12 protein-coding genes are annotated in these 11,716 nt (G+C 39.5%); all 12 read left to right on the forward strand.

Annotated features, from left to right (window positions below; translation table 11 throughout):
* Positions 1–78 precede the first annotated feature (78 nt).
* The 12 genes from tilS (at position 79) to rpoS (ending at position 11,537) form a co-directional block, all read left to right on the forward strand.
* Positions 79–1,383 carry a tRNA lysidine(34) synthetase TilS gene (gene tilS, locus Q0A08_RS20620; RefSeq protein WP_438463369.1) on the forward strand — a complete coding sequence of 435 codons (1,305 nt, stop codon included), beginning with the start codon at positions 79–81 and terminating at the stop codon, positions 1,381–1,383.
* 182 nt (positions 1,384–1,565) lie between these two features.
* Complete coding sequence (locus tag Q0A08_RS20625; RefSeq protein ID WP_438463370.1) at positions 1,566–3,200, forward strand: CTP synthase; 1,635 nt, start codon at positions 1,566–1,568, stop codon at positions 3,198–3,200.
* A 53-nt stretch (positions 3,201–3,253) separates the two neighbouring features.
* Positions 3,254–4,549: a phosphopyruvate hydratase gene (gene eno, locus Q0A08_RS20630; protein WP_438463371.1), complete on the forward strand. Its 1,296-nt coding sequence runs from the start codon at positions 3,254–3,256 to the stop codon at positions 4,547–4,549.
* A gap of 114 nt (positions 4,550–4,663) precedes the next feature.
* A complete protein-coding gene (locus Q0A08_RS20635) occupies positions 4,664–4,939 on the forward strand; it encodes a septum formation initiator family protein (protein ID WP_046018611.1) in 276 nt (91 codons plus the stop codon).
* Positions 4,936–5,646: a 2-C-methyl-D-erythritol 4-phosphate cytidylyltransferase gene (ispD, locus tag Q0A08_RS20640; protein ID WP_438463372.1), complete on the forward strand. Its 711-nt coding sequence runs from the start codon at positions 4,936–4,938 to the stop codon at positions 5,644–5,646. Before Q0A08_RS20635 ends, ispD begins: the two co-directional genes overlap by 4 nt.
* 28 nt (positions 5,647–5,674) lie before the next feature.
* Positions 5,675–6,160 carry a 2-C-methyl-D-erythritol 2,4-cyclodiphosphate synthase gene (ispF, locus tag Q0A08_RS20645; RefSeq protein WP_438463373.1) on the forward strand — a complete coding sequence of 162 codons (486 nt, stop codon included), beginning with the start codon at positions 5,675–5,677 and terminating at the stop codon, positions 6,158–6,160.
* Between the two features lie 50 nt (positions 6,161–6,210).
* Entirely contained in the window at positions 6,211–7,302 is a 1,092-nt protein-coding gene (gene truD, locus Q0A08_RS20650; protein WP_438463374.1) for a tRNA pseudouridine(13) synthase TruD, read from the forward strand.
* A complete protein-coding gene (gene surE, locus Q0A08_RS20655) occupies positions 7,280–8,050 on the forward strand; it encodes a 5'/3'-nucleotidase SurE (RefSeq protein WP_438463376.1) in 771 nt (256 codons plus the stop codon). The genes truD and surE overlap by 23 nt, the downstream gene beginning before the upstream one ends.
* Positions 8,043–8,702, forward strand: coding sequence for a protein-L-isoaspartate(D-aspartate) O-methyltransferase (locus Q0A08_RS20660; protein WP_438463378.1), 660 nt, complete (start codon positions 8,043–8,045; stop codon positions 8,700–8,702). Before surE ends, Q0A08_RS20660 begins: the two co-directional genes overlap by 8 nt.
* Positions 8,695–9,633 (forward strand): DUF368 domain-containing protein, encoded by a 939-nt coding sequence (locus Q0A08_RS20665; protein WP_438463379.1) that lies wholly within the window; start codon positions 8,695–8,697, stop codon positions 9,631–9,633. The genes Q0A08_RS20660 and Q0A08_RS20665 overlap by 8 nt, the downstream gene beginning before the upstream one ends.
* A gap of 36 nt (positions 9,634–9,669) precedes the next feature.
* Positions 9,670–10,515, forward strand: a complete 846-nt coding sequence (locus Q0A08_RS20670; RefSeq protein WP_438463380.1) for a peptidoglycan DD-metalloendopeptidase family protein — start codon at positions 9,670–9,672, stop codon at positions 10,513–10,515.
* Between the two features lie 29 nt (positions 10,516–10,544).
* Positions 10,545–11,537 carry an RNA polymerase sigma factor RpoS gene (gene rpoS, locus Q0A08_RS20675; protein WP_438463381.1) on the forward strand — a complete coding sequence of 331 codons (993 nt, stop codon included), beginning with the start codon at positions 10,545–10,547 and terminating at the stop codon, positions 11,535–11,537.
* Positions 11,538–11,716 lie beyond the last annotated feature (179 nt).

The following is an 11,716-nucleotide window of genomic DNA, read 5'->3' on the forward strand; positions in this document are numbered from 1 at the left end:
AGCTTGAATGCTGATCTTAAAAAGGCCTCCTGATGGAGGCTTTTTTATATTTAAATCTTGATCAATAGAGTGGTGCTAATGCAACTTTCCAAAGAAACATTCGTAATGGGCTTAAGTGACTCTTTTCAGGAATATCTGAAAGGAACGGATAAACCCATTTTGCTTGGGTTAAGTGGTGGTGTTGACTCTGTTGCGTTATTGCATTTATTGGTTGAGGCAGGTTTCTCTAATCGTTTAAAGGTCATTCATATACACCATGGTTTAAGCAATAATGCAGACGATTGGTTTAGCTTTTGTGAAATCTTATGTGATAAGTATCAAGTAGCGTTCCATGGTTTCAAAGCTGAATTAAATACTCAAAAACATTCAATCGAAGAAGCGGCTCGTATTGCTCGTTATGATGTCTTTGCTTCGCATTTGAGTGAGGGTGCTTATCTTTTATTAGCACATCATGCAGGTGACCAAGCGGAAACATTAATGTTTCGTTTGTTAAGAGGTACGGGCGGCAAAGGCTTAGCAGGTATACCTGAAACACGTATTTTGTCAGATGGTTATCTTTATCGACCGTTATTACCTTTCGATAAAAGTAGCTTGATTGAGTATGCAAAATATAATGCTTTAGATTGGGTCGAGGATGAATCCAATCAGGATGAAGTTTATAGTCGCAACCATATTCGCCATCGCATTATTCCAGCCCTACAGGCTTTTGAAAAAGATGCAGAGACCAGAATAGAGCAAGCCGCTAGGCGACTCGCTTTTGATTATCAAATGTTGTCAAATTTGAGCCAAGAAAAGCTAGCTAAGTGGCAGGCACCTGATGCAAGTTTATATTTAGATAAGCTGGCCTTGCTCGCTCAAAAAGAGCGAACCTTTTGGTTACGTCAATACCTTGAGCTCTTTTCGCTAAGTCTGACACAGGCTCAAATCCTAGCCCTTGATGCGAGTTTTTTTAGTCAGCAAGATAAGCAACCTTGCTTCAAGCATAAACAGGCCCGCTTAATGCGTTTTCAAGGGCGTTTATATGTGTTGCCAGCTGATTTACCTGAACAAGAATATGATATGAATTTGGCTCAGCCTGTAGAGCGTAATTATGACACCTATTCTCTGTCTATTATCGATCATCAATCTTTGGGCTATGATGACTTTAGCTTAGCTGCTAAGCCTGTATCTTATAATTTAGCTCTAGCCAATGGGCACTCTCGTAAGTTAAAAAAATGGTTTAACGACGAAAACATACCTCTTTGGTGGCGTGAATATTTGCCTTATCTCTATTACAAAGGTGAACTGGTTGCGATTGCAGATATTTGGTTGAAGCCTAACTTTCAAAATCGTTTAGAGATTAAATGGCAACCGAAAACGCTGCTGACTTGGCCGAAAAATTAACTTTTAAAATTCCCTTTTCTTAAATCTCTTGGCCTTAATAGAATTTATCTCTATTTAAGTCCGATTCTGGATTTATCGATTGAGTGATAAGTCATCAAATGATATTATTTCGACCCGTCAGAAGGCATGGTTCAACATGTCATCAACTCTATTTTTCATCTATAAAGGCGGGCTTTTCATAAATGGCGACTCGATACATTTTCGTCACAGGCGGCGTAGTTTCTTCTCTTGGTAAAGGATTGGCAGCGGCCTCTCTAGCAGCGATCCTTGAATCGCGCGGCCTTAAAGTTACTATGCTTAAACTGGATCCTTACATCAATGTTGATCCAGGTACCATGAGCCCTTTCCAACATGGTGAAGTTTTTGTTACCGAAGATGGTGCTGAGACAGATTTAGATCTTGGTCACTATGAACGTTTTATTTCTACTAAAATGGGTAAACGTAATAACTTTACCTCTGGCCGAATCTACCAAAGCGTACTGAAAAAAGAGCGTCGCGGTGATTATCTTGGTGGTACGGTTCAGGTTATCCCACATATTACCGATGAAATTAAACGTCGTGTGATTGCTGGTGCTGAAGGGGCTGATGTTGCTTTAGTTGAAATCGGCGGCACTGTCGGTGATATCGAATCACAACCTTTCCTTGAAGCGGTTCGCCAGCTTAAAGTTGAGTTAGGTTCGCATCGTGCTTTATTTATGCACCTTACATTGGTGCCTTATATTCGCACTGCTGGTGAGACGAAAACTAAGCCGACGCAGCACTCAGTTAAAGAACTACGTTCAATTGGTATTCAGCCTGATATTCTATTATGTCGTTCTGAAGTGTCTATTGAAGCGCCTGAACGCAAGAAAATCTCTCTTTTCACTAACGTAGATGAAAGAGCTGTTATTTCTCTTCCTGATGCCGATACGATTTATAGCATTCCACAACACCTGAATAATCAAGGCTTAGATAGCCTGATTGTTGATCGCTTTAGCTTAGATTGCGGTATTCCTGATCTTGCTATCTGGAATAAAGTTGCACAAGCTAAATTGAATCCAGAAAAACAAGTTAATATCGCCATGGTTGGTAAATACATGGAGCTTTTAGATGCTTATAAGTCTCTAATTGAAGCCATGGATCATGCTGGTATTCACGCACAAACTAAAGTGAAACTTCATTATATCGATTCAGAAACCATCGAAAATGAAGGCACAGAAGTTCTAAAATCAATGGATGCTATTTTAGTTCCTGGTGGTTTTGGCGAACGCGGTGTTGAAGGCAAAATTTTAACGGCGCAATATGCTCGTGAAAATAAAATTCCTTACCTAGGTATTTGTCTAGGTATGCAGGTTGCTGTTATTGAGTTTGCTCGAAATGTAGCAAAACTAAACGGTGCCCATAGTACAGAGTTCAACTTAAAAACAGAGAATCCAGTAGTCGGTCTTATCACAGAATGGACAGACTCAGAAGGTTCCAAAGAAATACGGTCAGAGGAATCAGACCTAGGTGGCACTATGCGTCTTGGTGCACAAAACTGTAACTTGCTTGACGGATCAAAAGCACATACTGCTTACGGTCAGCCTGTTATCAGTGAACGTCACCGTCACCGTTATGAAGTCAATAACTATTATTTGACTGCATTGGAAGAAGCTGGACTGACAATTTCAGGTCGTTCAGAAGATAACTCTTTAGTAGAAATGATAGAGATTGCAGACCATCCATGGTTTGTTGCTTGTCAGTTCCACCCGGAGTTCACTTCCACGCCACGCTATGGTCATGGCCTATTTAGTGCGTTTGTACATGCCGCTCTAAAATACGCTGGTAAAGAGAAATAAGTGCTACGCCTTAAGAGGCGTAGTTTTTTCATTTTATTGATAAAAGGTTTGTTATGACTCAGATCATTGATATTAAGGCGAGAGAAGTTCTTGATTCTCGAGGTAATCCAACTGTTGAAGCTGACGTAATTTTAGCTGATGCTTCTGTTGGTTCTGCTTGTGCTCCATCTGGTGCTTCTACTGGTTCTCGTGAAGCACTTGAATTACGTGATGGTGATAAGAGTCGTTACCTAGGTAAAGGTGTATTGAAAGCAGTCGCTGCTGTAAATGGTCCAATCCGTGAAGCTTTACTAGGTAAAGATGCGGAAAACCAAGCAGAACTAGATCAAATCATGATTGACTTAGACGGCACAGAAAATAAATCTACTTTCGGTGCGAATGCTATTCTAGCGGTATCGCTTGCTGCAGCTAAAGCTGCTGCAGCCGCTAAAAAAATGCCTTTGTATGAGCATATTGCTGAAATCAATGGTACAGCAGGTCAATTCTCTATGCCTGTTCCTATGATGAACATCATCAATGGTGGCGAGCACGCTGATAACAATGTAGATATCCAAGAATTTATGGTTCAGCCAGTTGGCGCGCCTAACTTCCGTGAAGCATTGCGTTATGGCGCTGAAATCTTCCATGCCTTGAAAAAAGTATTGAGTGATCGTGGCCTTAATACTGCTGTTGGTGATGAAGGTGGTTTTGCACCAAACCTAGCTTCAAATGCTGAAGCCTTGGCAGTTATCAAAGAAGCTGTTGCCAATGCAGGCTATGAGCTAGGTAAAGACATTACTTTAGCAATGGATTGTGCTGCATCAGAATTCTATGAAGATGGTCAATATAACCTGAAAGGTGAAGGTAAAGTATTTTCTTCAGAAGGCTTTTCTGACTACCTAGCTGATCTTTGTGACCAGTATCCAATCGTATCAATCGAAGATGGCTTGAATGAATCTGATTGGGAAGGCTTCGCTTATCAAACTAAAATTCTAGGTGATAAGATTCAATTAGTAGGTGACGATTTATTCGTAACTAATACTAAGATTCTTAAGCGTGGTATTGATGAAGGTATCGCTAACTCTATCCTAATCAAATTTAACCAAATCGGTTCTTTGACCGAAACGCTAGAAGCTATCAAAATGGCTAAAGCGGCTGGTTATACTGCCGTTATCTCTCATCGTTCTGGTGAAACTGAAGATGCAACAATTGCAGATTTAGCAGTAGGTACAGCTGCTGGTCAAATTAAGACAGGTTCTCTATGTCGTTCTGACCGTGTTGCTAAGTACAACCAATTGCTTCGTATTGAAGAGCAATTAGGTGGTAAAGCGCCTTATAACGGTCTTTCAGAGATCAAAGGTCAAGCTTAATCTAACAAACTTGATTAAGTAAAAAAGGGAGAACCTAGGTTCTCCCTTTTTTTGTTTTACCCAATATTGGACGTGATTTATAGTAGGAGCTCTTTTTCAGGAATGATCATTTCAATGCAACGATTAGTGTCCCTATTGTTCGCACTCATGGCGATTTATCTTACCTACCAACTTGTATATGGTGAGCAAGGTCATAAGCGTCAAGAAGAATTGAGCAAGCAGGTTGAGTTTCAAGAGTTGACTAACGATAGACTCGCTCAGCGTAATGCGGCTTTAAGAGCACAGTTGTCGAACCTTAGAAATGGGCAGGATGCAGTTGAAGAAAAGATTCGTACTGAACTGCAATATATTAAAGAAGGTGAAACCTTTTATAGGATGGTAGATCAATGACAGATTCCTATTGGGTTATTTTGCCCGCAGCGGGTGTTGGTGCTCGAATGCAGGCTAACGTCCCAAAGCAATATCTGATGCTAGAGGGTCAATACTTAATTGACCAAACTATTCAGCGTTTACTTAGTCATGAAAAAATAAACAATATTGCCGTTGGTTTAAGTGTGAATGATGCCTATTGGTTGGATTCAAATTGGGCTAATGATAAGCGTATCCATCGTTATATTGGTGGAAAAGAGCGCAGTGATACCGTGTTAAATGGTTTGTCTTTTATTATGGATAAACACGCCATAAAGGATGAGTTTGTTTTAGTTCACGATGCTGCTAGGCCACTAATTTCAATTTCTGAAATTGATGATTTATTAGCGAATAATAATCCGGTTGGCGCCCTGTTGGCTATGCCTGCAAAAGATACAATTAAACAATCACAGCAAACATCGAAGCATCAAACAAATGTAAAGACGAGTCTAGATAGACAGTTTATTTGGCATGCACAAACGCCGCAAAAATTTAAAGTAGATGCACTTTTTGCTGCCTTAATCAAAGCTAAAAGACAAAATTTAGTGATTACTGATGAGAGCTCAGCACTTGAGTCGGTAGGACAATATCCTGATTTGGTTGAAGGCAAAGCTAGTAATTTTAAAGTTACCCTTCCTATCGACCTGGTAATGGCGAAAGCCTTACTTCCTTTGCTTGATAAGCATTAACTAAACGACTAAATAAGGTGATTTATTTATGCTGCCATTTCGTATCGGCCACGGATTTGATGTCCATAAATTTGGTGAAGGTGATGAAATAATTTTAGGGGGAGTGAGCATTCCTTACCAACAAGGGCTGATTGCTCACTCTGACGGTGATGTCGTTCTTCATGCTTTAACCGATGCTATTTTAGGGGCGGCAGCTCTCGGTGATATCGGCAAACATTTTCCCGATACTGATCCCGATTTTGCCGGAGCAGATAGCCGAGTATTACTAAAAAAAGCCTATCAAGAAGTGCTCAATAAGGGCTATAAATTGGGTAACTTAGATATTACTATCATGGCTCAAGCACCTAAGATGGCTCCTCATATTGATTCTATGCGAGAAAATATCGCTCAAGATTTAGCTCTTGATATCGATTGTGTCAATGTCAAAGCAACAACCACTGAGAAACTCGGCTTTACTGGGCGTAAGGAAGGTATTGCAGTTGCATCTGTTGCTTTGCTTATTGCCGCTGAATAGATTGATTTACTAAGAGTGCTGACGCAGTGCTTAAATAACAAGGTTATAAAATGAATACTGATTGGCGATATGCTTGGTCTAAACCACAGGTGACAGGCGACTTAAAAACAAATGCACAAGACTTTTATGTTGAAGAAGAGCTTGGATTCGAGCCTGAAGGTAATGGCGAGCATTTGTATCTTTTCATTGAGAAACAAGGAGTCAATACAGAGTTCTTAGCTCGACTTATCGCAAAGCATGCTGATATCGCTTCGAACAAGGTCACTTATAGTGGCGTAAAAGATAGGCATGCGGTCACACGCCAATGGTTTTGCTTACATGTGCTTAATAAAGCCTTAGATGGTGCTGGCTTAATGCAGGCTATTAGCGAGGAGCTTGCACCAGAAGAGAGTATTAAGCTGGTTCAGATGGAGAAACACCCTCGTAAACTTAAAGTAGGCGTCCATAAAACTAACCGCTTTGTTTTAAGAATACGGCATCTAGCTGGAAACTTAGATGATCTAAAAGACCGTCTTGCGCTTGTAGCGCTTGAAGGTGTACCTAATTATTTTGGACCGCAACGATTTGGCATTAATGGTAATAACCTAGCACAGGGAGGTCGTTGGTTAGCGAAAGAGCCATCCCCAAAAAAACGTTTAACTAAGACAGAATCATTTTGGCTTTCAGCGATACGTTCTTGGTTTTTTAACCAGGCATTAAGTGATCAAGTTGCTTCTGGCTTATGGGGGCAAGTGTTTATTGACGATAGAGTTCAGCTACAAGGAACACAATCCTCTTTTAAGGTAGATGAACTCAATGCTAATTTATTAAGACGGTTGCATCAATTGGATTTGCATCCTCAGCTACCTTTAGCAAATAACGGTGCTCTAGCGGATACCAGCATATTAAGAGCTCACTCAATGGAGCAATCTTGGAAAGGTGACGAAATACTATTAGCTCAGTTACATCGGCTCTCTTTAGGGCGTGAGCAAAGAGCTACACGAGTGATACCTGAAAACATGGTCTGGGAATTGCTTAACGATCAATTAATTGTGCAATTTAGCCTTCCAAAAGGATGTTTTGCCACAAGTGTATTACGTGAGTTAATTGATTTTACCGATGTTTCTAATTTGAGTGCCAATGAGAATACTAATAGCGAATGACGATGGAGTGGATGCAAAAGGCATTCAAACTTTAAATCAGTTTTTATCCAATAAATATGAGACGGTTTTGGTTGCCCCTGATCGAAACCGGAGTGGGGCTAGTAATTCGTTAACTTTGACTCGTACTCTTCAACCTAAACAGGTTGCACCAGGACAGTACAGTGTTGATGGCACGCCGTCTGATTGCGTTAATTTAGCAATCTCTGAAGTTATTGATGGTAAATTTGATTTTGTTGTTTCAGGTATTAATCATGGTCCAAATTTAGGTGATGATGTTATTTACTCTGGGACTGTTGCAGCAGCAATGGAAGCGCGTCATGTAGGGTGTTTTGCCATAGCCGTATCTTTGGTTGGCAATAAACATTTTGATACAGCCGCAAAAGTCATTATGAACCTGATTGCAGACCACAAAGCGTTAACGTCATTAAGTCAGTCTTTGCCTAAGGGGAGTATTTTGAACGTTAATGTCCCCGACGTTGAGTTTGAAAATATCAAAGGATTTAAAGTGACGCGATTAGGTTATCGTAAATCTGCCCAGCCAGCGATTTCTGCTCAGCATCCTAAAGGTATACCTAGTTATTGGATTGGGGCATTATCTGAGCCTCATGATGAGAAAGAAGGGACGGACTTTCATGCTATTAATCAGGGTTATGTTTCTATCACACCCTTGCATACAGATATGACATGTTACAATGCCATGAATTCTATCTCTACTTGGTTAGACACGCCTTTAGATGAAAATGAATAGTTTAAAAAGTTTAGTGAGAACCTCTGAAAGTCGTGCTTCAAGCATGATTAATGATTTAAGAAGACAAGGGATAGAAAACGAAGCTTTATTAGCAAAAATGGCGGAGTTACCGCGCCATATTTTTGTTGAACCTGCTTTTTCTCATCTTGCTTATTCTTCTACTCCGTTACCCATAGGTCACAACCAAACGATAAGTCAACCTTTCACCGTTGCCAGAATGACTCAGTGGCTGTTGCAATATGCGCGTTTGGGAAGAGTGTTAGAGGTGGGAACAGGGTCAGGTTATCAAACGGCATTACTGGCTCACTTTTTTAATAAAGTGCATACCATAGAACGTAAACAAGCCTTGCATGAAATTGCTAAGCAAAGACTTACTCAACTGAATATTAAAAATGTTGAATACCTTTATGGTGACGCGAATAAAGGTTGGCCTAGCCGTGTTGCGTTAGATGCCATCATAGTCACAGCTATGGTAAATAAGGTGCCTACTGCCTTGTTAGAAAACTTAAAAGAGGGCGGAATTTTAATTATGCCAATTGAGGATACAGTTTCCTGTGTTGCCTGTTGGGTAAAAGAAGGAGCTAAGTGGAAGCGTCTGGATGATGAGAAGGCTCACTTTGTTCCTCTGCTAGAAGGTTTAGAAGATGAATAAATGGGTAAAGATATACTTTAGTGGCATTTTTATGGGGGCTGCAGACATTGTCCCAGGTGTTTCTGGAGGCACTATTGCGTTTATATTGGGTGTTTATGAGCGTTTGATCTCAGCGCTCAGTGGCGTAAATAAGGAAAGCATACAATTGCTTTTCAATGGCGACATTAAAGGCCTATGGAAACACTTTGATGCTAGTTTCTTACTTGTATTAGGGATAGGTATTTTAACCAGTTTAGTTGCCTTGTCTGGCGCTATTTCTTATGCACTAGAGTTTTACCCAAGATATTTAGCTAGTTTTTTTCTGGGGCTGATTCTGGCCTCAGCTGCATTATTGTCAAAAGATCTACCTAAACTGCAAACTAAGCATTTGATGATGATTTTATTTGGCTGCTGTTTTGGTGTGTTGGTGTCCTTATTATCACCGACGAATATCAATGTAACACCTTTAATGATTATTTTGTCTGGCATGATTGCCATTTGTGCCATGTTATTACCCGGTATATCAGGTAGTTTTATCCTATTAATGTTAGGTATGTATGGACCAGTCTTATTAGCAATAAAAAATTTAGAGCTAAATGTTTTAGTTTTGTTTGCCTCTGGCGCTTTATTGGGTTTACTGACGTTTTCTAAATTACTTAAATATTTAATGACATATTTTAGAGAAATAACGATTTCATTCTTAATTGGCGTTATGTTGGGATCATTGTTAAAAATCTGGCCATGGAAAAATATAGGTCAGTGGACCAATATTGATGGTAAAGAAGTGCCCGAAAATGTCATGTATGTGATGCCTTGGAATATTAATGATTATCAAATGTCATCTGATTTAGTTTATCCCTTGTGCTTTGTATTGCTTGGTATTTTTATAATTAAGGTGATAAATAACATTTTTTTACTTAATGATACGAATGATATAGATACGAAACTTTAATTCATCTTTCAAAAGTGAGCACCAATATAATTTCTGATGGCAAGTAAGAAGAGAATAATAAAGTTAATTGATTTAATTGCTGTTAGTTTAGCTGGCATGATGCTTTACGGCTGTGCCAGTGACCCTTTGAACTTTTCTGGGGCTTCAAATTCAAATAAATCCAGCTGGACGCCAGATCTTTCCTTTGGAAAACAAAAATCTGTAAGCGGCTACTATCGCGTAAAGTCAGGTGACACTTTATTCTCTATCGCTTTTAAGTACGGCCTTAATTATAAAGAGCTTGCTGCCTTAAATAAGATCCCTGCACCTTATGTGATTTATCCAAAACAGAAAATTCGTTTATCAAACAAGGTTAAAACGGTTAAACAAACGGTTAAGAAAAGTACTGTAAATAGCCAAAAAGCGAAAATCACCCCTACGAAGGTGGTCAAAAGTAATAAAAAGCAAACCACTGTAAATAACAAGAACCAAATATTAAAAACGCCATCTAATACTAAAACTAAGTCCAAAAAAGCCCTAAATTGGGTGTGGCCCGTGTCTGGAGATGTGATCAAGGGGTTTTCAAACAAGGGTGTTAGTAGTAAAGGTATAGATATCAAAGGCAAGAAGAATGGCAAGGTGGTTTCAGCTTCTGATGGTATTGTTGTTTACGCAGGGAATGGATTAATTGGTTACGGTAATCTTGTTATTGTAAAACACAGTGATGAATACCTAAGTGCTTATGCTTACAACCAAGAAATTTTAGTGAAAGAGCAGCAATCGGTCAAAGCGGGTCAAAAACTTGCAATCATCGGAGGAAAGGGATCACAAACATCATTATTGCACTTTGAGGTTAGGAAAGACGGTCAGCCAATAAACCCATTAAAAGTATTACCCAAATAATAACAACTCATTGGGTATTTGGAGGGAACATGAAAGCTGTAGAAATCGTAAAAGCAGAGGATGTAGCATTATCAACGGATAATGATATTGAGAATGGTCTTAATCTAGATGTTGTTGATTCTAATGAAGAGTTTGAATCAGCAGTTACTGCAAGATATGCCAATGAGGATGTTGGCAAAAATCTTGATGTTACTCAGATGTATTTAAGTGAGATTGGTTTTTCTCCTTTATTAAGCGCGGAAGAAGAAGTTTATTATGCGCGTAAGTCGTTAAAAGGCGATGAGTCATCACGTAAAAGGATGATAGAAAGTAACCTAAGGCTAGTGGTGAAGATTTCACGTCGCTACCTTAATAGAGGCTTGTCTCTACTAGATTTGATCGAAGAGGGCAACTTAGGCCTTATCAGAGCGGTTGAGAAGTTTGATCCGGAAAGAGGTTTCCGATTCTCAACTTATGCGACTTGGTGGATTCGACAAACAATCGAACGTGCCATTATGAACCAAACTAGAACAATTCGATTACCTATCCATGTTGTAAAAGAACTGAATGTTTACCTTAGAGCTGCTCGTGAATTAACACAAAAGCTCGATCATGAACCAAGTGCAGAAGATATAGCTGAATTGCTTGATCGTCCTGTGGAAGATGTGCAAAAAATGCTGAGCTTAAATGAACGTATCAGTTCGATCGATTCCCCTGTCGGTGGTATGGATACAGACAAAAGTTTGGTTGAGATAATTGCAGATGAAAATCATGCAGGTCCAGAAGACGAAAGACAGTTTAGTGATGTGGTGCATAACATTGATCATTGGCTAAACGATTTGAATGAAAAACAAAGAGAAGTGATTGCACGCCGATTTGGCTTACGTGGTTATGAACCTAGTACACTTGAAGATGTAGGTGCAGAAATAGGTTTAACACGAGAGCGTGTTCGTCAAATTCAAGTTGAAGCCTTAAGAAAACTGAAGTTAATGATGGAAAAACAAGGGTTGTCTTTGGATGATGTCATGCATCTAAATGATTAACTAATAGAATAGATAGGCATAACCAAAAACCAACTGTATAGCAGTTGGTTTTTTTCTGCCTAGAGTTTGTGTTTTCTGTATTTCCTAAGCGGTTAACTTAGAGTTACAGGCCTAATGTTTAAACTTGGTGAGTTGCCAAGAGGGAGTTTTTCTAGTTGTCTTTGATGGCAATAGTGAGA

Origin of the sequence: Marinomonas sp. PE14-40 (assembly GCF_051623805.1) — a bacterium.
Taxonomy (GTDB): domain Bacteria; phylum Pseudomonadota; class Gammaproteobacteria; order Pseudomonadales; family Marinomonadaceae; genus Marinomonas.